Source organism: Alphaproteobacteria bacterium (genome assembly GCA_019746225.1).
Taxonomy (GTDB): domain Bacteria; phylum Pseudomonadota; class Alphaproteobacteria; order Paracaedibacterales; family VGCI01; genus VGCI01.
The window spans coordinates 1-25,551 of the sequence record JAIESE010000056.1; the positions used below are offsets into that span (position 1 = coordinate 1).

A 25,551-nucleotide genomic window follows, 5' to 3' on the forward strand; every position below is an offset into this window, starting at 1 on the left:
AACACGACACTTCTATTTGGGAGAAAGGTGACATTTGAACTGAATTATCGAGGGGACATCTGAATTGACCGTTGACAAATCATATATTATCTCGATTGCTGGTCTCCCCCTTACTCCTTTTCCTTACTCTTATATAAGCCCCAACTTAGGCGGCTTTAGGCTTTTTTACCTTCAAAGCATGTTGCTCATTAAACCATGCGTTGACGTCCTTCGTGAAAAGGAGAATCAGGGCAACAACTTGAGCAAGAGTTAAGATGATGTGGAAGCTACTCTGGAGTATTGAATGATCAAAATCCTCTACGATTGTTGGCAACCATGTGCGTAGACCCATAAATAACAATAATATGAAAAGAAGGCGAGCCACCTTATCCCCAGTCGATATATTCTTTGCGACCCATATTTGGAATAGGAAGACCACGCAAGCAATACCAATGACCTTAAAAAACTCATTATTCATAAAGGAGCTTTCGGGCATTTGGAAAATATCGTAACACCAGCGAATGATGTTAAGCGCAATTGTAACCCAAATAATACGCACAGCAAGGAGAACGTTTTTGGGCGTTTGTGAAATAGTTTGATTGTCAGCCATATATTGCTTCCTTTACGGTGAGTTATAGATGGCTACATTCTATCCATGATCGATAAAAGTTGTCTAATCAAAATTTAGCTTTGGAGATAGACAGACAGACCTTTTCCTAGCGCGCAATCTCAGGCTTAGCTCTTTCAAGCCTCTCAAAAGCTCTTCCCATTTTTGGGTGAGATTCTTTCTCTTGGACAGCTTTATGGGGCTGTGAAGCGGCAATGGGGCCCTTCTCTTCCCACTGTTCAATCTTTTGTTCGGGAATTTCAGGTTCCGCCACACCTTGTGGTTCTGGAGACTCCCTTTCAGCTTTCATCATCGAGCGTGCATCAAAGGTTTCCAGTTTTCGTTCTTTTCGAACGTTCTTGTTATAATCCTCAGCGATTATGTTGTACCCATGGATGGCAGCTTCGACATTGCCTTGCATAACTTCCAGAGCATACAAAGCAGCGCCACGTGGGTTAATTTTGCCATCATCAGGGCCTTGGGAAAGCTGATGAAGATGTGCTGCTGCCGCATTTAAGTACGTTTCTTGATCTTTGGGTGACATTTTATCAAATTTCGCTATATCAAAATCAATCACAGGGAAAGGCTTGTCGCTTATGTCCGTGACAGTTAGATGAGAATTGGAATCTTGTCCTTCCTTTTGAGCTTGACGAATCGCATTATAAAAATGTTCTGGATTGCTGTTGTACGTTTCAGCCATTTCATTGTAACGGTGTACAGCTGCCTCATTAAGGCCCTTGTTCTCATTTATGGCGCTTTTTGCTGCCCCGCTGGCATTGGGGACCATAATATCTGGGCCTTTAGATATTTTATCTAATTGATTGATGGCTTGGCTTTTATACACATTCCATTTGAAGGGCGTCATTGATTTGCGCTTATTAGCGTCAAAGTCAATCAATGGAAACGTTTTTTGTGAAGCTTTCTTTTTGTTGAGCGCGATTTGTTCTTGAATCGTTAACCCTTTTTTCTTTGGTTCACCTGTCGAAGAGATTGGATTCTTAGGATAAGACGTTGGCGTCTCTGCCTGAGTAAGAGTTATTATTAAAGAACTGCTCATCATAAGGGAACTTAAAGTTAGACCTATGAATTTGTTGGATACTTTGATAACCATGTCATCTCTCCAGTATATAGAAAATATTGTATCTTTGATAATACTGGGTACATGTTTATTTTTGGTTAACTTTTAGGAACATTCCGTGCCCCAGCCCAATCGACAAGAACGACACGTTCGTTGCCAACAACCCAGGCGTCATGCCCTGCAGGCAAAAGGGAGACATCTCCTGGTTTTGTGTCAATTTCTGTCCCATCTTCCATGACTATATGAAGGCGTCCTGAGAGTTGGCATTGGAATTGAGGAGTTTCAGATAATCTCAACTTGGCAGCGTCTTTCACGTGGGTGGACCAGCGCCAACCAGGCTCCAGGGTCATGAGCTCCATGCTCCCCTTCCCCACCTTAACGTGTTCAACCTTACCTTTGTTGAATTTTTGTACATCTGCATGTGACTTCTTAGGCTTTGTTGGTGTCTTTGTCATGAGATCCTCCTTCAGAAATGATAAAATCTTATTAGGATAGTTTATCATTTAGGAGTTTCTAAATGATTAAGGAGGGAATTTATATTAAAGCCAGGTCGTGTTATCCCTTTGATACTTGAATAACCAAGGCATAAGCATGGGGATAGGGGTGGTCAAAGAAGCTATAATAGCCATGATTGTCAAATTGGCCAAAGAAGACTTGTATATCCTTAGTAAATCCATGATGTTGCAAAAATCCCATTTGAGTGTACATAAGGGACCGAGAATCTGTGATCGAAAAGCGCTCCCGTGATGTGTATTCACTATGATCAACGGTGAAGCGGTCTCCGGTTTTCTTGAGATTTGATTTTATTTGTCCAAATAAGATTTTGTCTTTTTCTTCTCTAAAGGTTACATATTCTTCAGGATTTAATCTGTCTTTTGCGAGGCCATCCATATCAAGAGTAAAAGCACAGGTCGATTCTTTGCTTGCTATCAAAGACATTTCCGAAGACGTTAAATAAGATTTTGCAAAGCTGAAGATAGGATTATAAAATTGTGTAAATTTGAAAAGGAGTGTCCCTTTAGGGCCAAGTAACTTGTTGTAATAGTGATATATAGAAATATAATTTTTTGTTTTAAAAACCATGTTTGCATATTTACTAAAGGATAAATCAGTCCCGTCACTGAGAAAGATGGCAGGTTGATGAGGACCTGCTTCAGCTGTCTTGAAAAGATGATTTTGGGGGCCTGCATATTCAGAATCCTCATCAATAGGTAATGTTGACGTTACATTGTTGATATAGAACCGTTTAAACAATACGCCAAACTTATTACAAACTAAGGAAAGCTGATGAAGAAGCTTTCGATCAAAACCGCTTCCTACGATACTGAGATGCTTTGATCCTCAACGTTGTGCGCTTTAAGATCTGGGTTGATGATGAGAATAGCCGGATTGAGTTTCCCCTCCCCTTCCCCTTTCTTAATAATTGTTGTATTTCCGTACGTATGAGTTCCCCCAATTTGGCATTCGGTAAGGTTTCGAAACATGTTTTGCACTTTTTGTGTACGCTCATTGTCATTCTCGAGCAGCTCCTTTAAATCGATAACAATACCATGAATAGGGAGCACTGTTAGTATTCCAATCGTAAGAGAGCATATAGGGAGTAATGATCTAAACATGGCGTTATTTCCTTTGCGTTTAATGAAATCCATATAGCATATTATGCCTATTTCTTATGTGATTCCTCTAATGAATTCATGGTGGCTTTTACTTGTAACATTTTGTCAAAGATCTCCACGATATTTTCGATGTCCTCCAAGGTGGATAATTCTTCTTTGTTTTTGGCCTCTTTCAATGAGATAGCCAATTGATCAGCTTCACTCTTGGACTCCATTGAAATCGATGCTTGTAGTCTTTCCATGACTTGTATACGTAATCGTATCCCTTCTTGATCAACACTTTCCTTAGGTTCGCTGTTGAGCTTTTTTGACAACTTTACAAGTCTGGCTTGCTCTTTCTTTCTCGCTGACTCTTGAGCTTTCATTATTTCAAGGTCACCGTTGAGGGATTCCCAGATATTCGTTTGCAAGGCAACCTCATCAGCAAAAATCTGTCTTAAGAAGTATAAGTGATCCTGATCTAAACTCAAGATGATAACCTGAGCAAGCTCTTCATCATGGTGGTGCAAGGTGAAAATTGAGCGAAGTACTTGTTCCAACTCTTCAGGTGGTCTTTGCTTTCTCGAAACAACTCGAAAGGCAACATTTTCAAGTCTGTTCATTTTTACGCCTACATCCTCTCGTAAATCTTCTTCAAAGGTAATATGAGGCTCATCCCGTGAAGCAAAATCAGGATCCATAGCCGTTGTTGGAGCCAAAAATATCATTAAAAGTGCAATAGCCAAGAGTTTTGCGAACATTATGTTCCCCATTTTTATTATTATTGAAGTGCGCGCTCACGCTCTTTCATCCATTACCATGGGAACACTTGCACGTCAAACTGATATCGCTCGAATTCCTCCAATCACGGCATCTTATATACTTTCAATTTTATTAAAAATATAGGTAAAATACTTATAGCTAAGGTTCGCCCTATTAGGAAAATAAATGTATTATATCGCCTTTAAAATGCTTGTGGGAGATCGAGGAAAATACCTTGGGATCATTATTGGAGTCTCTTTTGCCTCCCTTATCATGACGCAACAACCGAGTATTTTTACAGGCATCATAACCCGTACATACAGTTTCATCACGGATATTACCCTGCCAGACATTTGGGTTATGGATCCAAAAGTGCAATATATCGATGATGGCAAGCCCCTTCCCGTCACTGATCTCTATCGGGTAGCGGGAGTTGACGGGGTGGAATGGGCAAAGCCCTTGCTTAAAACTAATATACAAGCGCGTTTGCCCAATGGTGCCTTTCAATCCTGCAATCTCATTGGCATCGATGATGCAACCCTCATAGGGGCCCCCGCAGAAATGGTTGAAGGAAAAGTTGGGGATTTGCGTCGCAATGATAGTGTCATTGTCAATTTAGAAGGAGCTCAATCCAAGCTTGCCGGCGCACCAAAATATCCAGGAGGGCCAAAAGTGCCTCTCAAGGTTGGCGATGTCCTAGAACTGAACGATCATTATGTCATTACCGTGGGCATTGCTGTTACGACGCGCACGTTTCAATCTCAGCCGGTTATTTATACAACATACTCGAGGGCTATTCAGTATGTTCCCCCTCAACGTAATAATTTGACATACATTTTGGTCAAGGCAAAACCAGGGGAAAATTTGAACGTGTTGACAAAACGGATCAAAGATCGCACAAGACTTCAGGCCTATACTCGGGATGAATTCATCGAGATGTCTGTTCGATACTATTTGAAAAATACGGCTTTGCCAATCAATTTCGGGGCCTCTGTCATCTTAGGTTTTTTGGTAGGTGCGGCCATTGCCGGACAAACATTTTATAATTTTACCATGGAAAATTTGCGCTATTTTGGCGTTCTGAAAGCCATGGGGACGAGTCAACGTACCCTCATCAAAATGATTTTGAGTCAAGCAGGTCTTGTGGGCATTATCGGATATGGTCTCGGACTCGGTGGAACATCGCTCTTTGCTTGGGCGACCAACAATTCTGTTTTGGCTTTCCGCTTTACTTGGCAATTGTTTTTGTTCAGCATCATTGGCGTCATGATTATTTGCGCTTTCGCAGCTTTCATCAGTATTCGAAAGGTATTTAAACTTGAAGCCGCTGTCGTGTTCCAAAGTTAAGGGGACGACCATACTCATGAAATCCACCAAATATGCTGTCGAATGCCAAGAAATTAAAAAAGTATATAACACAGGAGAGAATCAAGTCCAGGCTTTGCGCGGCATTAATTTAAAAGTGATTGAGGGGGAGCTTCTTATTTTAGCCGGTCCTTCTGGGTGTGGAAAAACAACGCTGATTTCCATAATTGCAGGGATTTTACATCAAACGGAGGGAGGCTGCTCTCTTTTTGATGAAGATGTTAATAACATGACCGAGACCGATCGATTGCTTTTTCGTGCGCAAAATATTGGGTTTGTCTTTCAGCAATTCAATCTCATGCCAACACTGACCGCTGCTGAGAACGTGGCCATTCCCTTGATCATCAATAATGTCCCTTTAAACGAATCCATTTCTAGAGCTGCCAAACTTCTTGCTCGAATGGGCCTGGAGGGTCGGCAGGAATCCTTGCCAAAGCAACTTTCAGGAGGACAGCAACAAAGGGTTGCTATTGCCCGGGCCATTATCCACAACCCAAAACTGGTGGTTTGCGATGAGCCGACCAGTTCTTTAGATGCAGAGACAGGACATAAAGTTATGGAAATTATGAAGTCTCTGGCGGCTGAAAATAACAGAACCATTATTGTGGTTACCCATGATGCCCGTATTTTCGGATTTGCGGATCGCGTGGCGCGAATGGAAGATGGTCGTATAAACAATATTATTAGTTCAAAAAAGGCAATATCTCATGAGCTTTAAAATTTTTATTTCACGGTTTCTGCGCCAGGGTCTTGAGAAATTCCATCACTTTCGACAGAATAAATTTAGTTTTGACATCACATTGGGACTTCTCGCCTGTCTTGGAATAATTGGGGGGTTCATTCTCGTTTATGATGGCAGGCGCCCTCCCCGCACGGCGCACCCCATTACCCAACCAGCTGCCTCGTATTACAAGCATTTTATCGCAGGTTCAGGGATTGTTGAGTCCATGAGTGAGAACATTGAAGTGGGGACACTTGTTAGTGGCATTATTGATAAGGTACATGTTGAGGTTGGGAACAAAGTAAAGGCGGGAAGCCCCTTATTTTCTTTAGACAATCGGCAAGCATGGGCTGATATTACAACCCAAAAGGCTGCCGTTGGAAAGGCAACTGCCTCCTTAAACCAGGCAGAAGCAGCCCTCAAGGATGCACAAGACAAATATCAACTGGCCAAGAATGTTACGGATCGTCGGGCCCTCAGTCGGGATGAATTTCTCAGTCGAGAAAATGCTTATAGTATTGCCATGAGCGCCCATGCAGCGGCTAAAGCAGATCTAGCTGTCGCCAAAGCCACCCTGGCACGTAGTCAGACGAATCTTGATATATTAACGGTCAAAGCACCCATTGATTGTGAGGTCTTACAAATCAACATTCATCCAAGCGAATTTGCCCTCGCTGGACCGTTAGTCACGCCCCTCATGTTGATTGGGAATGTTGATGATAAGTTTGTTCGCATGAGCATTGATGAAAATGATGCTTGGCGCTTTTCCCCCGGCGCTTCTGCAATTGCCTACCTTCGAGGCAATAGCGCCTTTCGAATTGACTTAGAGTTTGACCATCTAGAACCCTATGTGCTGCCAAAAAGACAACTGACCGGTGATTCGAGTGAACGGGTGGATATTCGTGTTCTTCAGCCTATATATAAGTTTAAGGAGAACCCACCCATATCTGTCTATATTGGCCAGCAGGTTGATGTGTTTATAGAAGTTCCTGAGTCCTTATCCTATGAAAACATGGGTGGCAAGCAAAGGGCGAATTCATGAAGATTTACTTCATCCTTCCTCTCTTGCTTTTGGGAAGTTGCGTTGGTCCTGATTATGAACGCCCTAATATCCCTATGCCAAAAGCTTGGAAGAATCAGGCTCAGCCCGTTCCATCTCAACAAATCATTGAAACAGCTTGGTGGCAGAATTTTCAGGATTGTACATTGGAGCAATTGGTTGATGAAGCCTCTAAAAGCAACCTGGATTATATGAGTGCGCTGGCCCGTGTGAGAGAAGCCCGTGCTAATTTATCAGGTGTAGAAGCCCTCCTGTTCCCCACCATTAATGGCATTGGGGAAGCCTCTCGATCTTATTCGGGGAAGAATGTGCCAAGAAATCCTTCAGCAGGATCATCATCTTCACAAATAGGTAACGCAAGCACGGCCCAACAAAAAGTATACATGTTGGGTTTTGATGCGACTTGGGAGCTCGACTTCTTCGGGGCTATTCGACGGGGGGAAGAAAGCGCTCTTGCATCATTCGAGTCGGTTATAGATTTATCTCGAGACACATTGTTAACTTTAGTTGCTGAAATTGCCAGAAATTACATCACCCTTCGAAGCGACCAACAGCAACTTGAAGATGCGCAAGCAATTGTTGATCTATGGACGGATAATCTTTCCCTCATCACCAAACTTGAGAAGTCCGGACTCAACAGTAAAATCACAACAGAAGCCGCGATAAGTTCGCGAGATCAGGCGCTGGCCGCAATTCCCACTCTTGAAGGGAATATCAAGGCATCGATACACCGTTTAAGTGTTCTATTGGGCAAAGACCCGACTGCTCTTTATGACCGTCTTCAATCCAAAGGGAGGATCCCCCATACGCCTGATACGGTTATAGCTGGCCTTCCTTCAGATTTAATTCAACGTCGTCCTGATATACGTTCGGCAGAACGCCTGCTTGCGGCTTCAACCGCAGATATTGGCGTTGCCATTGCTGCTCTTTTCCCTCATTTTCAGCTCACCGGAAATTATTTGTTTGAGCGCAATAAACCATCCCGGATTTTTACCCCCCAGAGTCAATTTTGGCAATATGCCCTTAATTTTAGTGTCCCTATCTTCGACTTTGGCAAAATCCAAGCCGGGATAGATGCTCGGTATGCGCAAAAGGATGAAGCCTGTCTTACCTATCAAAAGGCAATCCTCACAGCCTTTGAAGAAGTTGAAAATGGTTTGGTCAATTTTGCTAAAGAATCCAACAGATTCAAGCAATTAAAGGCTCAAGCTGACGCTCAAGAGCGTGCCTATAAGCTGACCAACTCGCGCTATAAAGGTGGCTTAAACAGTTATTTGGACGTAATCATTGCAAAAATTGCTTTGTTAAATACAAAAATCACGTCCACCATAAGTCAAGCAACAGTCTCTTTAAACCTCATCGCTCTTTATAAGGCTCTGGGTGGTGGCTGGGAAGTATATGAGCCAGCAAAAGAAAAGAGTTCATGCGAATAAACCTATTCCTTTTTAGTTTGAGACGGCAATCATCAATCCAATATAGTTTTCATTCTTGTTAAAAAACTGTCCGTGTCTCGATTTGCCAACAGAATAATCTATTAAAAATTGCAAATGCCTTCCTCGCCAAACGGGGCTCCCTAATTGCAAGCCGGTACGGACATTTAGGCTTGATTTGAAGTTATTCTGACTCCAAAAGTGGGTATGAATACCACCTACGAATCGCGTTGAATTGAACAAAAATGCTTCCTCTGAAATAAAATCCACCCCTGCTTCTAACGTGAATGGCTTGATGTAGCTTGGATCCCGATGAACGAGGTATCCAAAAGCAATATATGGTCTAAAGGAATTGATTTTATAGGCTGTAAACCACTTAAGAGTTTCATAACTGAGATTTATTCTTCTGTTCAGATAATCAGGTCGACTTATGAGAAACTCATCCCCTAAATGCGAGCTTAAATGAGAAACCTGAAATAAATTTTGCCATGCTTTATCATAGTTTACAGAGAGACCTACGCCTATAAAGTAATCTGAATTAATTAATTTTGTTGGAAAAGAGTGAATATCCATAATTCCAAAAAGTCCAGCTTGAACCCCTAGTTCATATTGCCATTGATTTTGTTTATACCGAAGAAGGGATAAGTTTTCACCGAAGGATAAATTAAAAATTTTCTTTCCGTATATATTTTTAAAATGCTTTTGATAACCTGCAGAAAATTTTGGCCACTTCGGATCCGCAATAGGTGAATCATATATTGCGCCTGGGGGCAAAATCTTAAGAGAAGATTGCTTTTCATGCATTTTAACAGGGCATCCTTTAGGGGCTGTGCCTGGTAAGCTAGAATGATCTGAAGATATTTCTATATGGTCAAAAAGGGATGATTCGTTTAATCGATTCAAAAGTTTAGCTTTAATGACCGGATCAAGATCTTTGTGTTTCACAATCAAATTAAGATTCTTATTGTCTAAATGTATTTCAATTGTTTCGTTTGGTGCGAGCTCATGAATGATAGACGTGGTATAGCCCATGATATAATCATCCGTGTGGCCATAACATTTGGTTGAAACTAATGTGATTAACATGAAGAGAATAGATATCGTTTGATGGGATCTTCCGACCCAATTGATTAAATTATTTAACATACTGTTTCCTTAAAATATGAGATACCATTATTGTAATTATATTTCTTTTAAATATAATGGCGCTTGTTGAGAACATTGATATATTGTGACTCAGAAATCCTAAATCTCACCCCCATAAGAGGAAGATTTAGGACTCTTGAGTTTGCTATTTGTAACAGAATAAAATATTATTATTTTTTAAGTTCAATTCCATTGTCTTTTAAAAATTTCTTGACTTCTTTTTCAGCTTTATCTTTGTCATAGCCATATTTTTGCTGTAAAATGCCATGAAGCTCTTGCAATGATCCTTCCACTTTAAGAAGATCATCGTCAGTGATCTTTCCCCATTGCTTTTTCATCTTCCCCTTAATTTCGTCCCAGCGACCTTGAAGAATATCTTCATTAACGACAGGAAGAATTGAGGATGTCTTATTGTCTTGAGAACTATTAGTTGGGGCTTCTTGAGGTTGAGTTGCTGCTAAAACGAAATTAGATGAGATAGAAACTAACAGGACAACTGTTGATATTTTTACTATTTTTTTCATTATTTTTTCCACTTCTATGGTTAATACTATATGCTAAGATGCAATTCAATAGTCAGTTTAAACACTCTATTTTATTAACATAATAACTTTCTAACTATAAGCGCCCAGTGAGGAGCAAAACAATAAGAATAATCACTAAGATTCCCACGCCACCGCTCGGACCGTAGCCCCAAGATTGACTGTGAGGCCATGTTGGGAATGCTCCTACAAGTAAGAGAATAAGAATAATTAATAAAATTGTGTGCATCTCTGCTATTCCTTTGAAATAATGTTATGTCCTTTTAAAAACTCCAGAATCTCTTTTTGTGCTTGGTCCTTCTTATACCCGTGTCGTTGTTGAATGACACCTGAAAGTTCCTCGATGGACCCCTTCATTTTTTCTAAATCATCATGGGTAATTTTGCCCCATTGATGTCTAACTTTCCCTTTTAATTCGTGCCAATATCCCTGCATTAAATTCTCATCCATAGCTATTCCTTTCTAATAATTACCCACAAAAATTTTGGGTTGAAGAACAACCATAGGCTTTATATACAATTATAGATACATTTAAATAATTTACTAGCCTAAATTAAATGCATTGTTTAGGCACAATGAATCTCTAAAGAATCCTGCCTTTAAGCAACACATCGACGACTTCAGGGTCAGTGAGGGTAGATGTGTCTCCGAGATTTGAGATATCGCCTTCGGCAATTTTGCGCAAGATTCGTCGCATGATTTTGCCGGAACGGGTCTTAGGTAAGTTGTCTGCCCACTGAAGATGATCAATCGTGGCAATGGGGCCAATGGCTTTTCGAACCCATTGAATGAGATCTTTACGGTGGGTGTCCGATGGCTCAATTCCCTTTTTCATGACAACGTAAGCATAAATCCCTTGACCCTTAATATCATGAGGAAAGCCAACCACGGCACACTCGGCGATCATCGGGTGTGACTCCAAAGCCCCTTCTACTTCTGCCGTGTCAAGACGATGGCCGGAAACATTTAATACGTCATCTACCCGGCCAATAATCCAATAATCGCCATCACCATCACGCGTACAACTATCGCCTGCAAAATAGGCGCCTGGAACTATGGAAAAATAGGTTTGGATGAAGCGATCGTGATCTCCATAGATCGTGCGGGCTTGGCCTGGCCAAGAATCTTCGATGATCAAGTTCCCTGTAGCTTCCCCTTCGAGGCGCGTCCCATCAGGGGCTGCGATGGCAGCTTTAATACCAAAGAACGGATGCGTCACGGACCCCGGCTTTTGGGGCGAGACATACGGAATAGGACTCAACAATATCCCCCCCGTCTCCGTCTGCCACCAAGTATCCACAATAGGACAACGACTTGCACCAACCACATCATGATACCAGGCCCAGGAAGTTGGATCGATCGGTTCCCCTACAGATCCAAGCAGAGTCAAGCTCTTGCGGCTTGAACTTTTCACGGGCGCATCCCCTTCCCTCATAAGGGTTCGAATGGCCGTTGGGGCTGTATAGAATATCTCAACTTTATGGCGGTCAATAACCTCCCAAAAACGGGATGCGTTTGGGTAAGTGGGAATGCCTTCAAACATGACCACCGTCGCTCCATTCGCTAAGGGACCATAGACGATGTATGTGTGACCAGTGATCCACCCAACATCCGCCGTACACCAATAGATCTGACCGGGGTGGTAGTTGAAAATAACTTGGTGAGTAAGAGAAGCGAACACCATATACCCCCCCGTAGTATGCAACACGCCTTTCGGTTTGCCGGTGGAGCCGGATGTATAAAGAATAAACAACGGATCTTCCGCGCCCATGGGTTCGATAGGACAATGGGAAGAGGCACGTTCAACTTCCTCATGATACCAACGGTCCCGGCCCTCAATCCAAGGAATTGGGTTACCGGTGCGCCTTAAAACAAGAACCGTATCCACCGTATGACTTGCGCAAAGAGTAAGGGCTTCGTCCACATTCTGCTTAAAAGGCAAAATCCGCCCTCCCCGTATGGCTTCGTCGGATGTTATAACCAATTTAGGAGAACAATCGTCGATACGATTGGCGATCGATTGAGGAGAGAATCCGCCAAACACAACGGAATGGACAGCCCAGATGCGCGCACAGGCTAACATTGCGGCGGTGGCTTCGGGGACCATGGGCATATAAATAAGGACGCGATCGCCCTTCCCTACCCCATGAGCCTTTAGAACATTCGCAAGACGGCAGATCTCCTCATGAAGCTCCTGATAGGTGAGACGGCGCACATCTCCTGGGGTGTCTCCCTCCCAAATAATGGCGGTATCTTGCGCACGGGACGGAAGATGCCGGTCCACACAGTTATAGCAAGCATTTAAGGTACCATCCTCATACCACTTAATTGATATATTGGGTGCGTCAAAAGAGGTATTCTTAATTTTTGTAGGAAACGAAATCCAATCTAGACGCTTAGCCTGGTCATGCCAAAACGACTCCGGATCTTTAATGGATTGGTCATAAAGTAACTCGAATTTCTTGCGGTCCATAGATCTTATCTCCTTCTTCATTCAAAGATGCCATAGGATCCTTACGTGATGCAATGCGAAGAAAGAAGGCCTTAATTAATTCTTCATTTACAGATTCTATACTTCTCCTATGGCAGATATCAATTGTTGGAGAGGTCATTATGGGTAGGTTAGATAATAAAGTTGCTTTCATTACCGGTGCTGGCATGGGCATGGGGCGCAGTGAAGCCATTCTTTTTGCCCATGAAGGAGCCTCCGTTATTGTTTGCGATATCAATGAAAAGGCAGGCCATGAAACGACGAAGATGATCGAAGATAACGGTGGTAAGGCTCTTTTCATTAAAATGGATGTCTCCAGGGAAAGCCAGTGGATTAAGGCCATTGAGGATAGCATCAGGGCCTTTGGAAAAATCGACATTCTTGTTAATAACGCAGGAATACTCCTTTTCAAGGCTTTGGAGGATACATCTTGTGAAGAGTGGGAAAAGATATTCTCCGTGAATGTGACGGGTGTGTTTTTGGGATGCAAACATGTGGTGCCCGCGATGCAAAAGGCTGGCAGCGGCTCGATCATTAATATTTCCTCGATTTATGGACTCATTGGTGCGCCATCCTGTGCTGCTTATGAAGCTTCCAAAGGGGCGGTTCGCTTGCTTACCAAAGCTGCAGCTTCAGACTTAGCCAAATACAACATAAGAGTCAATTCCATTCACCCCGGCCTCATTGATACGCCCATGACCGCAGGTATCATCAAGGATCCTAAAGCAACCAAACAAGTCTTATCCGCAACCATCATGAATCGGCCTGCCAATGCTATTGAAGTGGCTTGGCCTGTGTTAATGCTGGCCTCAGATGATTCTTCTTACATGACGGGGAGCGAACTTGTCGTGGATGGGGGGTATACGGCTCGATAGCCAAGGCCTTTGTAGCATGGGTTTAAATCTCACCTATTAATACTATATTATTAATTAGGATGGAGGTGAGGATAATGTGCAAACTACGCGACTGGGTGGTATTTTTGGCTGGTGTTGAATTTTTTCATACACTCGTCCATGTTATGATGCCCCATGTAATGAGTCTGCCAATGGACATGAAGGTCATGGTTATGACATCTACGATGAATACTTCTGCAATCATCGTAAATGCTGTGATCACGGTTATGTTGATATGGTGGGCAAGGAGACTGCGCTGAGGTTGAAAGTGATTGTCAGTCTCTTGGATTCTCAAGTGAGCTAGAGCTATTGGCTGCCCTGGGTGGTGGTGTATTGACTATTCCAATCCTAAACAATTATATCCTTCATTAAAATGTCCCCCTCTTAAAGTTTGATTAAAAGGTAAATTCGCAAATTAATGATGCTTCCCCATTCCCTCAAATAGAATTTTGGCAGCAACAATTCCAGAGCGGACCGCCCCTTCTATATGTCCTTCTGATCCGTCTAATCTCGTATGTTCACCAGCGAATATAAAACGGTTGTTGTCAATTGGCTCTGCAAATCGAGCCATTCCTTTGTAATGGGTAGCCTGACTCAATAAATCAAAATTCATTCCCTCAACATGAGCAGAATAGCTTCCTTTTGCAAATTCATCTTGATGCCAATTTTTAATCACCATATTCCCAAAATGAAATCCAGGGTATTCATGTTGGATATTAGGCAAATTCTGAGCCACAATCTTTACCGCAGACTCAACTGTCAAATCACGACCTGTTTCGGCGGCAAGAAATATGGTTAAAGCTCTTGTCCCAGGCCAGGCAACGACAGATTCTCCAACATTCAGATAGTAAAGCATTTCATCTTGAAATTCCTTATTTCCATCAGCTGTCATCCCTATTTTAGCATTGGTCCCATAGGGAAGTGTATGAATCGCTTCTTTCGTAAGATCAGGCAAAGATAATGAAGAATCAATTGTAACATCTCGTAAGGTACTGAAAGGCAGTGTCATGATAACACGATCAGCCTCGACAACACTACCATTTGCAAAGGTGAGAACATAATGATCCCCTTCCTTACCGACATGGGTCAGCTTATGATTTAAATGGATTGAATCCGGCTTATGCACTTGAGAGAGTCTTTGGACAAAATGGGACACTCCCTGTTTAACTGTAAGGGTGTAGTATTTAAGGCTAATACCTTTGCTTAAAAAGGGGCCAAGTTTATTTCGGATTGATATAAGGTCTTCATACTCTTTAATATCTTCAGAAATCCAGCCAATGTGGTACATCGAGGCTTGATTGAGACTCACGCCGGTCTCAGCATCATATATTGTTTTTAACAATCCCTGACATAAAGGGGAAAGGTTGGAGGATGCAATATGGGGTATCATTGGTTGAGTTACATAATGACTTCCCTGTTTTGTACTAACGAGTGTGCCAGATAAATATGTGCCATTAAGGTTAGATAAAAACCCGCTTAACTCTCCTAAGGCATGTACAACATCTATTGGAGGAATAAGGTGTTGATGACTAAATACAGAAAACTTCCCATGACCATAACCGGATCTTACAAGCTCTACTTTTAAGTCCTTGGCAAGTGCGATACTGTCCTTATGGTCTGAGTCTATCTTCGTTCCACCTTCCTCATAAAACTGCGTTTTCTCCGGATTGTAATAATGTGTGTGTGTGCGCCCTCCCAAACGATCACGGCCCTCAAAAATCTCAACAGGAACCCCACCCTTATGTAAATTATAGGCGGCAGTAAGTCCGGACATTCCGCCTCCTAAAATTGCAACGTGCACACGTCTTTGTACATACTGCATACTCACAGAGTCAAAACTCAAACCAAAGAACAATATAGCCGAAATGATGGCGTAGGTTGCCTTGCTTATATATTTTTGAAAGATGGTTGACAATATTCTGCCCTCAATCTGATAAGATGTTGCGTTTAAGTATATTAGACCCACAAATTGCTTAATAAACGTTTAAGGTGCGCATTCCAAGTTTTACTATCAGGATAATATATTAAACAACTAGATTTTGACCTTAGTATCGATACACCATCACCACAAATAAGTTCTAAAATGCTTATGAAATTTACATATTGATTAAAATTTAATTAAATATTAACCTTTTATATAAGTGGCCGGTATCATAAGGAATATCTTTAGTGAATACGTTGTTAAAATCCATATTATTTGCTTCTTTTCTTATGATGCCCCTTGTTTTTACAAATGCTTTTGATTTTGATCCCGCAGAGGTAGAAGAAACACCTGAAAAAGCCGCTCCAGAAAAAACAGAAGCGGAGGAAGCTGCCCCGGAAACACCTAAAAAGATTCCTAAAAAAGCCACAAAGAAGACAAAGAAGAAAAAATCGAAAGCCGTCACAAAAGCACGAACAACAAAAAAGGCTGCGAAACGTAGAGCCGCTCAAGTTGCTTCTCGTCCTGCATCAACCGGCGTCCATGATCAAATCCGTTTTCTTCACAATAAAATTGATCAACTAGAATCTGGGAACTTGTCAAATGCAATCCCGACAGCTTCTTGTAGTGGAAATGAAGCAAGTAAAGATAAAGCTGGCTACATTCCCATACAAGGAACCAACACAGCTCTTAAGATTGGGGGCTATATTAAAGCGGACGGTATATATGATGCAAACCAATTTACGGGGGATGCAACGAATGTTCCGAATTTAAGGCTTAAGAATCTTGATAGCGATGCAACCCGTTCCAATGTTTTTACAGCTCATGCTAAACAAACACGCATTTCGCTTGCGAGCGAAACAAACACTCCCCATGGTCAGGTTGTCGCATTTATAGAGGGGGATTTCTTCGGAAGCACAAATTTTGGTTCTTCTGCTGGCTCATTCAATCGTTCAGAAACGTCAAGCCAGAACTCATATAACTTTCGTGTGAGGCACGCTTATGGGAGCTTTTGCATCGATAAAACCCACAGGGTTGATATTGGGCAAATGTGGACATTGTTCTATGACACAAAATCCACAGGAACAACCCTTGAATTCAATGGACCAGAAACAACTGCCCAAATACGTCGTCCCCAAATTAGGTATGCTTATACGGGTAAAAATTGGAGAACATCATTCTCTCTCGAAAGCGGTGCAACGGAGTATTTAGATATTTCTCCAGCTTTTGTTGGAACAGCCCCTGGAGGTGTCAACCCAAGCCTAACTGCGGGATCACCAAGCAATACCTACAATACATCTCAATATCGCCGGGCTCAAAATAGTTTCATTGGAGGCATTGGTGGGGATGGAAATCAAGCCTTGCCTGATTTTGTTGCTCAATTTCAATATGAAAAAAAAAACGAAGGGCACATATCTATCGGCTTAATGGCGCGTGAGTTAAATATTAAGAAGCTTTCAACAGTTGGAAGAAATGATCCCACATTCTCAAAGAAAGAATATGGTTATGGAGTCGCCTTCGGTGGACGGTACTTTGTTGATAAGAAAACAAACATATTTGGACAATTTAATTTTGGCAAAGGCATAGGGACTTATATTTTTGGTCTTGATGGTTATGGGGCAGCTCTTGATGCCAGTCGTGGATTTATGCAAACTCAATTCGCCTATGGCACGCTTATTGGAGTGGAATTTTATTGGCGAGATAACTTGAGAACGAATATTATTGGAAGCCTTGCACGCGCAACAATAGCCAATTTTATCACCGGTGGACGCGCTCCTGTCATTGGTATTGATCCCACAGCCAACAATGCCTTAGTAACACTTACAACATCCGGTTATAGCATATCCAACATGTTGCGCCAATTCTATGTCAACCTGTTATGGTCTCCTGCTGAAAAGTTCGAAGTTGGTATTGAGTATGCCTACCTTCGCCGGGATACAATCAATAATTTTTATGGTTATGGAAATCGCTTCCAATTTGGCGCGTTCTATAAGTTTTAGTTGAACAACCCAGCCCAAAAACTCTACCATCCAATAAAATGATGCACCTCTTGAAATATCACTTGTTAATCCTATATTAACCAGTAGGTATTCATAGGAGGTGACGATGATGGCACGCATAATTACAATTGTTATGGCAATTATGTTCTGGCAAGTCGTACAAGCAGCTGACACGCCCCCCCCAACACCCACTCCCCAAAAAGATTATTTTGAAAGCCTTTTTGATGAAGTGGAGGTCGCCAAGACAACGCCACCAAGCATCGATAAAGAGAAACTTTACGACAAGATGGTCCAAAATTCCGTTGCCTATGGAATATTAAAAAAGTTTCCCAATCTGCGGGTTGGTGACCTGGAATTTCGCCCCGTATCAAAGAAAGCTGTTCACGCCCCTGAAATCAAACGTGGGCAGGATTTAATACGACAGGAGTTCTCGAGCCAGAAACCTCTTCACTATAAAGATGTTGCCCAAATCATTAATCGTAAGATCTCGGACCCGAACTCCTCAATAAAGGATATGGACTGGGTATTAATGTCCAATGCCTTTCGCACCCTGAAGGCCCCAGGAGCTTCTCATAAAGCCCACTTGTTGGGGAACTTTATCGCTGAATACATTCTCCTTGAACAAATTAAAAAACAGGAAAGCAAAGGTGAGCTCTCCCCAGAGGACCGAACTTTCCTATCAACCTTGTATTACGATCTATCGCAACTTTATGAGGCAATGTATAAAAACGATGAAGCCTTGTTTAATAAAGCTCGTAATGGGACGCTAACTTTACCGATTTCGCCAATCTATCGAGATTATGACCCTGACGAGGAATATCTCCCTTATGATGAAGGGTTTGACGTTCCTTTTGGATCTCTCGTGGGCGGGCGGCTGGATCTTTTGCGCGGTTCACTTCTGTATGATCCTTACGACGACCTTCCCTGGGGACAACTTATTTATTTTGTAACCTACGATTTAGTGGATCCTTGGTTTGAAGATGAGATTTATCCATATTTTTGGCATACCTATTTTCCATATGGATTCACGACGACGCACGCTCATCATTTCGAACGTCAATGGCGCCATATATCTCCCCATATGCATCATCATAACCAAATGTGGAAACACCGTCACCAAATTGATCGATCATTTCGAAAGCTCAATCAGGTTCATTCGCGCCCCTCTTCTCGTCTCAACCGAACCATACACAGTGCCAACGTGCAGGTACAACATACGCCCCAGAATGAGCGTTATTTGTTGAAAAACCATGATATAGTTCATTCAAGAGCAGGTAAGGGCCCAATTGCTGTACATAGGGGCAGGGACGTAACAAGCTATGAGTTTTCTAAGGAGAAACCTCATGGTTTGACTCAACACGCTCAAATAGCGCCGAAGCAAAGCACCTCCCGAATACACCCGCCCTCTGAAACACACAGCGGAATTCAACACCACAAAGAAGTACAAATAAACCGAGCACCACCTCAGCATCATGTTGCACCTCAAATACATAGAATGGAAAAACATCATTTTACTTCTCCACAAGAACGCGTACAACCGATGCAAAATAGGGATAGGAGGCCTGAGTCTAGAAATGTTCCCAAGGCACATATTAGCCGTCCGGCGAATGAACCCTCTCAACCTCGCAGTTTTTCGCCCCCTCAAGCAAGATCTGCGGCACCAGTGATGTCTGCTCCCCCAATGAGATCTGCACCGCCGGCAGCCTCTGCACCTTCGCAACCGCAGGGAAAAAAATGGAATCGATAGATCAGACAGAGACATACGTAAAGATTTTGAGACTTGCTGGTATATTGCTATAACTTTCCCTTTTAACAAATATGTTCCAAATGGCCTTTAAATCTGCTATAGTGTTGTCAGAATGAAAAAGAAAAGAACTACCGCCCCCTCCCCTGTGGATTTACGCAAAACTGTTTTGGAACTCCTTGCCAGCAGCGAAAAACCCCTTACAAAAAACCAAATTGCCCGTGAATTGGGCGTCCGTGGTGATGAACGTATCGCTTTAAAGCAGTTATTGGCTGACTTGGAAGAAGAAGGCAAACTCGATCGGGGCCACAGACGACGGATTACCGTTGCTGATCGACCTTTTGCGCCTGGTCATGTCATAGTTGCTGAAATTATCGGAGTGGGAGAAGATGCAGAATTAATTGCAATACCCCTCGATTGGACTCAAGACGCCCCTGTCCCTAAAATTGAGCTGCTTCCTTCACGAAGGAGCGATCCACGACATAGTGCCTTAAGCATTGGTGCACATGTATTGATACGCCTACAATCCCATACAAAAAATATTTGGCGGGGCGAAATTATCAAAAAACTTGAGAAGACTGCAAAGGTACACTTGGGAATATTTACCCGAAATCGCGATGGCAGTGGGCGTCTATCCTCTTGTCATCGTAAAGATACCTTTCCCGGGGCACGGCTTTCCCCTGAAGAATCAATTGACCTGCAGGATGGCGAAATTGTTTCCTATTCCGTATCTGTTACTCAAGGTACGAAGATTCAAAAAAGAATAGGCCGAATTGATAACCCGAAAACTTTCAGCCAAATGGCTATTTATGCCCATCATCTGCCCCACACATTTTCCGAAGAAGCTATAGCTTTAAGTGAGCAAGGCAAAATCCCAGAGCTCGGGAAACGGACGGATCTCAGGCATATTCCCCTGGTTACCATTGATGGGGAAGATGCTCGTGATTTTGATGATGCTGTATGGGCGACTCCAGATGAAGACCCCCGTAATACGGGGGGATGGCGCATTCTTGTGGCGATTGCTGATGTTTCCTATTACGTTCGACCCGGTGATGCCCTTGACCAAGCTGCAAAAGATCGCGGGAACTCAGTCTACTTCCCAGATCGCGTGGTGCCAATGCTGCCAGAAGCTCTTTCGAACGAGCTCTGTTCCTTAAAACCTCACGTTGATCGTGCCTGTATGGCTATTGAAATGATCCTGACCGGAGACGGCAAAGTGAAGTCACATCATGTGAAACGTGGATTAATGCGCTCCCAAGCCCGATTGACTTATACCCAAGTCCAACAAGCAATTGAGGGTAATGTTGATAAAATCACAGCCCCTCTATTGGAAACAGTCATTAAACCTCTTTATGGTGCTTTTAAATCTTTACTAAAAGCACGCATCCATCGGGGAACTCTTGAAATTGAACAACCGGAGCGCCAAATCATTTTTGGAGAGGACGGTCATATTGATCGGATCATTCCACGCCCACGTTATGACAGTCATCGTCTGATTGAAGAATTTATGATTGCTGCAAACGTGGCTGCTGCTCATACTCTTGACGCCAAAGGTTGGCCATGTCTTTACCGGATTCATGACGCGCCGGATGCTTTACGCGTTGCTAACTTGCGCCTCACGTTGCGCAAGATGAAAATCCCTTTCTCTAAAGCCACAAGCCCAAGACCTTCCCAATTTAATGAGCTCCTGGCCGCAACACGCAATACCCCATTGGCTCAGATGATCACAGACCTTGTATTACGCTCCCAAGCTCAAGCTCGGTATAGCCCTCTCAACATTGGTCACTTTGGCTTAAGTTTGTCCCAATATGCACATTTTACCTCACCCATTCGACGGTATTCTGACCTCATTGTTCATCGATCACTCATTTCTGCCCTTCAATTGGGAAATGATGGTTTAGGCGACAAATCCGTCTCATTGTTGTCCGTGGCAGATCACATCTCTGCAACGGAACGTACAGCGGCAATTGCAGAACGGGAGGTGATGGACCGATTTGTAACCGCTTATCACGTCCCCCATGTCGGGGAAGATTTTACGGCAACGATCGTTGGGGTTACACGGGTCGGGTTGTTTGTTGCCATTAAAGATACAGGTGCTCAAGGATTTATACCGCGCGGGAATCTGAGAGGCGATACGTTTTACCATGAAGAAGAGAGCCACCGACTTGTTGGACGTCGGACGAAAACAGTCTATCAGCTCGGGAGTCTTTTAGAGGTTCGCCTCATCTCAGCAGATATCACAGCCAACAGCCTTATTTTTGGGGTCGCAGAAGATGATGATACACCCAATAAGAGACCGGTCCGCCGCCAGGAAAATACATCGCGTAAACAAATGAAAAAAATTAAGAAGCCGAGGCGAAACCGATGAATGACTCTGCGCTTCTAACCAAAATACCCTATAAGTTCCAGGATTCCACTCTCCTGAAAATGGCCTTAACCCACCCCAGCAGTTCAAGATCCCAAAAAGTGAGCGATTTTGAACGATTGGAATTTCTAGGAGATCGCGTTCTTGGTTTAGTCATTGCAAAGATGGTCTATGAACGATACCCAAAGGAAAAAGAGGGTGATTTAGCCAAGCGTTTTGCTGCTCTTGTCTGTCGAGAAGCCTGTTTGGAAATTGCGCATCAGATGAATTTATCCACACACTTGATTGCCTCCCTTGGAGATATTACCCCGAATTCCGCTCTTCTTGCAGATGCTGTGGAGGCCCTCATTGGGGCTATATACCTGGATGGGGGCATTGAAGCAGCTTCCACCGTCATCAATGCCTACTGGCCTGCGCTTTTGGAAAAGGACATTAGTCCCCCAAAAGACCCCAAAACAGCTCTCCAAGAGCTGGCTCAGTCTAAGAATTTAGGGGTCGTTCCCTCTTACGAAGTCCTGGATCATTCAGGTCCAGCCCACACACCGACCTTTACAGTTCGTGTTTCCGTTGAGGGCTTAGGCGAAGCTATAGGAACCGGCGCCTCAAAACGCCAAGCTGAACAAATGGCCGCAAAGAAACTCTTAGATGAAAACACTCAAGGAGAATAAAGAATGATCAGCGCAGAACAGCAAGAGATTATACTTATCGCTGACCCAAAGATCATTTCCGTTCCGATCGTTGAGAACGGAGATCCTTTCATCGACTTAAAAGACCAAGACCTTCTTTTATACGGGCCTTCTCCTGAGATCCCCAATAACACCGACTACACAAAGATGCGAACAACCGTCTATGCAAAAATTATTCAAGCACAAGAAAGCCTGCCAGAGGGTATGCGCTTTTGTATTTACGAAGGCTATAGAAGTCTAGAACTTCAAAAATCACTGTTTGACACGCGGTTTGCAACCATACACGCCCATAACCCAACCTGGTCACATAAGGAAATATTTGAAGAAACAACACGCCTCGTTTCTCCCGTCGTTAATTTGGATGGATCGACCAATATTCCTCCCCATTCAACCGGAGGGGCGTTTGATATTTACCTCATCGATCTGAAAGGGCAACCCCTTGATATGGGAATTCACCCCAAAGACTGGATGGAAGATGAAGATGGAACGATTTCGCAAACAAACTCACGCCTCATTTCGGAAGAAGCAAAAAATAATCGCAACCTCATGAATCAGGTCTTAGAAGGTGTTGATTTTGTCAATTACCCAACAGAATTTTGGCATTGGTCTTATGGAGATCGTTATTGGGCCTACCATAAAGGGCAGCCCCATGCTATCTATGGCACTTTAGAAACATCAGGAAAATAAAATGACACAAAAACGGTGCGGCTTTGTCGCAATTCTGGGGGCACCCAATGCAGGCAAGTCAACTCTCATTAATCAATTGGTTGGTTGTAAGGTAACCATTGTGTCCAGCAAGGTGCAAACCACGCGTCAGCGGATTTTGGGTATTACCATTCACGGGGAAAGCCAACTTATTTTGGTTGACACGCCAGGCATATTCGCCCCCCAAAAGCGCATGGAGCGTGCTATGGTCCAAGCAGCCTGGGAGGCCAGCCGTGACGCGGACTTGACGGTTCTCATTGTGGATGTCAGTCAAAAGTCGTTGGAAAGCAGTTTTGCTATTTTGGAAAAATTGGGCACGCGTCCGGTTATATTGGTCCTGAATAAGATTGATCAAGTCAAACACGTGGCCTTGCTTGAAATTACGGCAAAGTTCCAAAAGTTTACAAACATTACGCATACGTTCATGATATCCGCTCTCACGGGCGATGGCGTGGCGGATTTTGCGAACTTCCTGGCCAAGACTGTCCCCGAAAGCCCATGGTTATATCCTGAAGACCAACTATCGGATATGCCTCAAAAGTTATGGTCTGCAGAAATTACACGAGAACAGCTATTCCTTCAGCTCCACCACGAACTCCCCTATAACACCATGGTGGAAACAGAAGCCTGGGAAGAGTTTGAAAATGGGACTTTGAAAGTCAGCCAAGTCATATACGTGGCAAGAGATGGCCAAAAAGCAATCGTCCTGGGCAAAGGTGGTCACCAGATTAAGGCCATCAGCAGTGCCGCTCGTGAGGAAATGTCCGTGTTTCTCAATCGCACAGTCCACTTATTTTTGCATGTCAAAGTGATGGAAGATTGGACGAACAAACCAGCGATGTACCGTTTGATGGGATTGGATTTCAATGTATAGTTATGGATTTTAACCTATGAAGTGGGCGGATAGTGGCATCATTTTGTCCGCCCGTCCTTTTGGGGAAAATAGTCGTATTCTTACCCTATTAACCCGTGACCATGGCCGCCATGCAGGTCTGATCAAAATTCCAAAATCCCGATCCCGCCTGAATATCGAAGCAGGAACGTTTGTAGATGCCACTTGGAACGCCAGATTATCAGAGCATTTGGGTCAATGGACGCTTGAGACAACCGATGCCATGGGAGCAAAGCTTCTTTCCATGGCCTTGCCGCTCACAGCCCTCAGCAGTGCTTGTCACATTACCGACCAGTGTTTGGCCGAGCGGCACCCCTACCCTGACCTCTATGACCTTCTTAAGAGCTTAATCGAAGATCTGCTCCAGGCGCCCGATTGGCAAATTTCTTATGTGAATTATGAGCTGGCTCTCTTGAAGGATTTGGGCTTTGGTCTTGATTTGTCCACTTGTGCAGCCACAGGCAAGGTGGATGACTTAATCTACATCTCTCCCAAAACGGGTCGTGCCGTCAGTCGCGAGGCGGGAGAACCTTATAAATCACAACTGCTTCCTTTGCCGGCCTACTGGGTCAAGGAGGATGCCCCCCCTGATATCCGGACATCTCTTAACGTGACCGGTTATTTTTTGGGGCAGCATCTGACTGAACGCCAAGGTCTGCCCCCCATTCGTCAACGGCTGATGGATATGCTGGGGCGGTGAAATAATAAGTAGTTGTGTTCACCCGAATTTACAAATATAGTGACTTAATAAATTGCGCCTTGTATTTTTCAAGGATCATATTTATATAAATCACAAAATAAACAATTTTCTAACTGGAACAATACTATTATGAAAGAATTTTTGTCTATATTATTCATATTGTATTTCGGTTTGACATCATCAAATTGGGCGGCTGAGGTAGACCCAAATGAACCCATAGATGCTGAGTTTAATCCGGAAGCTTCATGGTCCGATATGCACAACTATGCCCAACAACGTGCTGAGTGGTTCAGACAAACATTAGAGGTTTTAACGAACGAAAAAGGCGATGTTCAAAGGCGTCTTACCTTAGCAAAGAAGATTATGCCAGGTTTAGATGAAACAGAAGTAAAAGTAAGTGCGGGATTAAGTTTGACTCTCCAAAAGAAACTTCAAGTCTCTAAATTAATAGATGCCACAACATCAGATGTACTATACTCTTTTTTGTATTGGGACTTTCTTGAACGAACACTCGCATTCTATAACACAGCGCCAAACAATACTCTTGAATCTAGAAATGCGTTACTCCCCTATTTATTTCGTGAGCTTGAAGTTTTTGGTGCGTATGCAGTGGCTGACTTAACTGATAATCCTCAATCTCGCTATTACTCTGAAGAATTTTTTATCAACGGGGCTATAATTCAGGAATGTAAGGATCTTGCTTCTCATCAGGGATGTACGGTTGTCCAACTGATGCATGGGATTGATGAGGAAACAAAAGAGGTTATCGATTTAACACCGAGCGAACTTAGTTACTTGTATCTTGAAAGTGCCCTAAAGAAGTATAATCTTTAGAGTGAAGGGAGGGAGAAGCCGGGTGGCTACTTTGC

Annotated in this window: 26 protein-coding genes; 14 read left to right on the forward strand and 12 right to left on the reverse strand. The window is 43.2% G+C overall.

Features of this window, described 5'->3' with window-relative positions; translation table 11 throughout:
* Positions 1–145 precede the first annotated feature (145 nt).
* The 6 genes from K2Y18_08900 to K2Y18_08925 all read right to left on the reverse strand — a co-directional run bounded on the left by K2Y18_08900 (position 146) and on the right by K2Y18_08925 (position 4,020).
* A complete protein-coding gene (locus K2Y18_08900) occupies positions 146–589 on the reverse strand; it encodes a hypothetical protein (protein MBX9805851.1) in 444 nt (147 codons plus the stop codon).
* 106 nt (positions 590–695) lie between these two features.
* On the reverse strand, positions 696–1,697 hold the full coding sequence (locus K2Y18_08905; protein MBX9805852.1) for a hypothetical protein: 1,002 nt from the start codon (positions 1,695–1,697) through the stop codon (positions 696–698).
* Positions 1,698–1,762: 65 nt separating this feature from the next.
* A complete protein-coding gene (locus K2Y18_08910; protein MBX9805853.1) occupies positions 1,763–2,119 on the reverse strand; it encodes a cupin in 357 nt (118 codons plus the stop codon).
* Positions 2,120–2,219: 100 nt separating this feature from the next.
* Positions 2,220–2,918 (reverse strand): hypothetical protein, encoded by a 699-nt coding sequence (locus tag K2Y18_08915; protein ID MBX9805854.1) that lies wholly within the window; start codon positions 2,916–2,918, stop codon positions 2,220–2,222.
* 62 nt (positions 2,919–2,980) lie between these two features.
* Positions 2,981–3,280 carry a hypothetical protein gene (locus tag K2Y18_08920; GenBank protein MBX9805855.1) on the reverse strand — a complete coding sequence of 100 codons (300 nt, stop codon included), beginning with the start codon at positions 3,278–3,280 and terminating at the stop codon, positions 2,981–2,983.
* A gap of 47 nt (positions 3,281–3,327) precedes the next feature.
* Positions 3,328–4,020 (reverse strand): hypothetical protein, encoded by a 693-nt coding sequence (locus K2Y18_08925; protein MBX9805856.1) that lies wholly within the window; start codon positions 4,018–4,020, stop codon positions 3,328–3,330.
* A 187-nt stretch (positions 4,021–4,207) separates the two neighbouring features.
* On the opposite strand from K2Y18_08925, the gene K2Y18_08930 reads away from it, so the two are divergent.
* Genes K2Y18_08930 through K2Y18_08945 form a run of 4 tightly spaced genes read left to right on the forward strand, consistent with a single transcriptional unit; the run spans position 4,208 to position 8,600 of the window.
* On the forward strand, positions 4,208–5,368 hold the full coding sequence (locus K2Y18_08930; protein ID MBX9805857.1) for an ABC transporter permease: 1,161 nt from the start codon (positions 4,208–4,210) through the stop codon (positions 5,366–5,368).
* A gap of 16 nt (positions 5,369–5,384) precedes the next feature.
* On the forward strand, positions 5,385–6,104 hold the full coding sequence (locus K2Y18_08935) for an ABC transporter ATP-binding protein (GenBank protein ID MBX9805858.1): 720 nt from the start codon (positions 5,385–5,387) through the stop codon (positions 6,102–6,104).
* A complete protein-coding gene (locus K2Y18_08940) occupies positions 6,094–7,149 on the forward strand; it encodes a secretion protein HlyD (protein MBX9805859.1) in 1,056 nt (351 codons plus the stop codon). Before K2Y18_08935 ends, K2Y18_08940 begins: the two co-directional genes overlap by 11 nt.
* Positions 7,146–8,600: an efflux transporter outer membrane subunit gene (locus K2Y18_08945; GenBank protein ID MBX9805860.1), complete on the forward strand. Its 1,455-nt coding sequence runs from the start codon at positions 7,146–7,148 to the stop codon at positions 8,598–8,600. Before K2Y18_08940 ends, K2Y18_08945 begins: the two co-directional genes overlap by 4 nt.
* Before the next feature lie 12 nt (positions 8,601–8,612).
* Here the strand turns inward: K2Y18_08945 and K2Y18_08950 are convergent, their stop codons facing one another.
* The 5 genes from K2Y18_08950 to acs form a co-directional block, all read right to left on the reverse strand.
* Positions 8,613–9,743: a DUF1207 domain-containing protein gene (locus tag K2Y18_08950; protein ID MBX9805861.1), complete on the reverse strand. Its 1,131-nt coding sequence runs from the start codon at positions 9,741–9,743 to the stop codon at positions 8,613–8,615.
* Positions 9,744–9,913: 170 nt separating this feature from the next.
* Positions 9,914–10,267, reverse strand: a complete 354-nt coding sequence (locus tag K2Y18_08955; GenBank protein ID MBX9805862.1) for a CsbD family protein — start codon at positions 10,265–10,267, stop codon at positions 9,914–9,916.
* Positions 10,268–10,361: 94 nt separating this feature from the next.
* Positions 10,362–10,514, reverse strand: coding sequence for a DUF3309 domain-containing protein (locus K2Y18_08960; protein MBX9805863.1), 153 nt, complete (start codon positions 10,512–10,514; stop codon positions 10,362–10,364).
* A 5-nt stretch (positions 10,515–10,519) separates the two neighbouring features.
* On the reverse strand, positions 10,520–10,735 hold the full coding sequence (locus K2Y18_08965) for a CsbD family protein (protein ID MBX9805864.1): 216 nt from the start codon (positions 10,733–10,735) through the stop codon (positions 10,520–10,522).
* Between the two features lie 133 nt (positions 10,736–10,868).
* Positions 10,869–12,779 (reverse strand): acetate--CoA ligase, encoded by a 1,911-nt coding sequence (gene acs / locus K2Y18_08970; GenBank protein MBX9805865.1) that lies wholly within the window; start codon positions 12,777–12,779, stop codon positions 10,869–10,871.
* Between the two features lie 119 nt (positions 12,780–12,898).
* Here acs and K2Y18_08975 point away from each other — a divergent pair, with 119 nt between their 5' ends.
* The gene (locus K2Y18_08975) at positions 12,899–13,651 is read left to right on the forward strand and encodes a glucose 1-dehydrogenase (protein MBX9805866.1); all 753 of its coding nucleotides are present in this window, start codon (positions 12,899–12,901) and stop codon (positions 13,649–13,651) included.
* A 74-nt stretch (positions 13,652–13,725) separates the two neighbouring features.
* Positions 13,726–13,929, forward strand: a complete 204-nt coding sequence (locus K2Y18_08980) for a hypothetical protein (GenBank protein ID MBX9805867.1) — start codon at positions 13,726–13,728, stop codon at positions 13,927–13,929.
* A 155-nt stretch (positions 13,930–14,084) separates the two neighbouring features.
* Here the strand turns inward: K2Y18_08980 and K2Y18_08985 are convergent, their stop codons facing one another.
* Complete coding sequence (locus K2Y18_08985; protein MBX9805868.1) at positions 14,085–15,584, reverse strand: FAD-dependent oxidoreductase; 1,500 nt, start codon at positions 15,582–15,584, stop codon at positions 14,085–14,087.
* Positions 15,585–15,838: 254 nt separating this feature from the next.
* Here K2Y18_08985 and K2Y18_08990 point away from each other — a divergent pair, with 254 nt between their 5' ends.
* The 8 genes from K2Y18_08990 (at position 15,839) to K2Y18_09025 (ending at position 25,516) form a co-directional block, all read left to right on the forward strand.
* A complete protein-coding gene (locus tag K2Y18_08990) occupies positions 15,839–17,590 on the forward strand; it encodes a porin (GenBank protein ID MBX9805869.1) in 1,752 nt (583 codons plus the stop codon).
* Positions 17,591–17,696: 106 nt separating this feature from the next.
* On the forward strand, positions 17,697–19,337 hold the full coding sequence (locus K2Y18_08995; protein MBX9805870.1) for a hypothetical protein: 1,641 nt from the start codon (positions 17,697–17,699) through the stop codon (positions 19,335–19,337).
* 112 nt (positions 19,338–19,449) lie between these two features.
* Complete coding sequence (rnr, locus tag K2Y18_09000) at positions 19,450–21,702, forward strand: ribonuclease R (protein ID MBX9805871.1); 2,253 nt, start codon at positions 19,450–19,452, stop codon at positions 21,700–21,702.
* On the forward strand, positions 21,699–22,367 hold the full coding sequence (rnc, locus tag K2Y18_09005; GenBank protein ID MBX9805872.1) for a ribonuclease III: 669 nt from the start codon (positions 21,699–21,701) through the stop codon (positions 22,365–22,367). The genes rnr and rnc overlap by 4 nt, the downstream gene beginning before the upstream one ends.
* A 3-nt stretch (positions 22,368–22,370) precedes the next feature.
* Positions 22,371–23,072: a M15 family metallopeptidase gene (locus K2Y18_09010; GenBank protein MBX9805873.1), complete on the forward strand. Its 702-nt coding sequence runs from the start codon at positions 22,371–22,373 to the stop codon at positions 23,070–23,072.
* A 1-nt stretch (position 23,073) separates the two neighbouring features.
* Positions 23,074–23,964, forward strand: coding sequence for a GTPase Era (gene era / locus K2Y18_09015; GenBank protein ID MBX9805874.1), 891 nt, complete (start codon positions 23,074–23,076; stop codon positions 23,962–23,964).
* Between the two features lie 16 nt (positions 23,965–23,980).
* Positions 23,981–24,682 carry a DNA repair protein RecO gene (gene recO / locus K2Y18_09020; protein MBX9805875.1) on the forward strand — a complete coding sequence of 234 codons (702 nt, stop codon included), beginning with the start codon at positions 23,981–23,983 and terminating at the stop codon, positions 24,680–24,682.
* 171 nt (positions 24,683–24,853) lie between these two features.
* Complete coding sequence (locus K2Y18_09025; GenBank protein MBX9805876.1) at positions 24,854–25,516, forward strand: hypothetical protein; 663 nt, start codon at positions 24,854–24,856, stop codon at positions 25,514–25,516.
* The last annotated feature ends 35 nt before the right edge of the window (positions 25,517–25,551 follow it).